The 1,704-nt window shown below is 65.3% G+C and carries 2 protein-coding genes; both read right to left on the bottom strand.

Translation table 11 applies throughout. From position 1 onward, the window contains the following. Window positions 1-152 (bottom strand): hypothetical protein (locus tag AC2VOG_RS20160; protein WP_486941590.1); only part of this gene is annotated, 152 nt, incomplete at its 3' end. Between the two features lie 121 nt (window positions 153-273). Further along, entirely contained in the window at window positions 274-1,407 is a 1,134-nt protein-coding gene (locus tag AC2VOG_RS20165; RefSeq protein WP_486941589.1) for an alpha/beta hydrolase family protein, read from the bottom strand. Between the last annotated feature and the right edge of the window lie 297 nt (window positions 1,408-1,704).

Consider the following 1,704-nt stretch of genomic DNA (forward strand, 5'->3'; position numbering starts at 1 on the left):
CCTTGGTCGGCCGCGGCCTGCCAATACGGCGGCGGGTTGTCGACCGGTGTCTCCAGTGCGGCGTGCAAGACCTCCGAAGGCGCTACCCGCGCCACCAGCGACCGCACGGAGTCGGCCAGGTCTTGATGCTCAGGGTTGATTGCGATCGGCATTGGTCGCCTTCCTTGGAATTCCCGGGGCTTGTGACGGCTCGACTTCCAAGCTAACAACCGGTGGGTTGGTTGATCACATGGGCCAGCACCTTGGGACCGGGAATGAAGTGTGCGAGGACACTCAGCGCCACCTTTTGGCAATCCATTTGGCGATGATGTCAGCCTGCTCGCTGCGTGCACCAGGGGTGGTGAAGTAGTGGTCGGTGTTGATCGCGCACCGGGACTTGTCGGTGCTGGCCAGCGCGTCGTGGATGCGTGCGGCGTCTGACGGGAACACGCCGGTGTCGGCGTCGGCATTGATCACCAGCGCAGGGCAGGTGATCCGGGCCAAATGTGGCTCGGCGCGAGTCTGGGCGGTGCGTAGGCTCCACATCGCCAGCCAGCTGCGCAAGGTGCACGCCGCGGCGATGCCGTGGGCCGACCGGTTGGCCTTGACCGGTAACCCGGCGTAGCACGTGTTGGGCTGGCGCTGCGTCGGCTCGATCGTCGGATCGACCATCCGTGGGTCGGCCCAGGTTCTCATCACGGTAAAAGGCCGATCTGAAAAACCGGCCGCGCGAACACGTTTCAGCTCGTCCTCGACCCAATCGGTGATGGCGTGGTTGCGGGCGACCTGCGCCTCGCGGTATCGGGTCAAGAAATCCGGCGAAAACGGCGGCCCGTTTCGCTCGTCGAACAGGTCCAAGTCGGGGTCAGTGGCGATCGGATCTTTCTCGTCGACAACGGAACCATCCATCCACGCCGTCAATACATCAGGCCGGCCGGGGTGCGCCGCGCTCGCCACGTAGCCATCGGCGGGCGGCAAATCGGTCAGTCCGGCCGCCGGTCGCATGCCGGGCACCGGCGTCACGTGTGGGTTCGTCGCCTGCCCCTGGTAGGCGGCCATCAGCGAGCCTCCGCCGGAATTGCCCAGCAGGATAACCCTTTCAACCGCCTGGGTGTCGCGCAGCCAACGTACGCCGACGCCGATGTCGACCAGCGCGTGGTCGAGCAGAAAGCTGCTCTCGAATCCGCGGAAGCGGGTGTTCCAGCCCAGAAATCCGATCCCCCTGGTGGCCAGGTAATCAGCGAGATAGTGCTCGGAGAAGTCGATCTGATAGTGCGCGGCGATCACGGCGACTTTCGGCTTGCGTCCGACGCCCCGGTAGTACAACCCCTGGCACGGGTGTCCGCCCGCGGCGGCGCGTCGACCGGTCGGCGATGGCAGACCGATGAATTCACGGACGACTCCGGGGGTGCCGGCGGTGCGAGTCACCTCAGTGGTTCTCCTTGTGGTGGATTGCGCGGTAACGACGATGCCGCTGCGTGCGGTTCTGGGTCTGAGCCAGGTTATGCCTGAGTAAGGTTGCAGCAGGTCGTATCTCAGCCCAGCTGTTACTTTTTCCGGCGATCACCAGGCAGACCGCGGCGTCGATGGCGGCCTGCGTGTAGCGTCCGCGACTCGTCGAGAGCGGCGCATCACGGGGTGGCGAGTCGGACACGGTAGACACCGACGGGCCTCCTTCGTCGTGACCATGTGCTCCCCGCGATCTCGGGAACGGCGCCTGTTCTG

The sequence above is a fragment of the Mycobacterium sp. TH-M11 genome, from assembly GCF_057473725.1.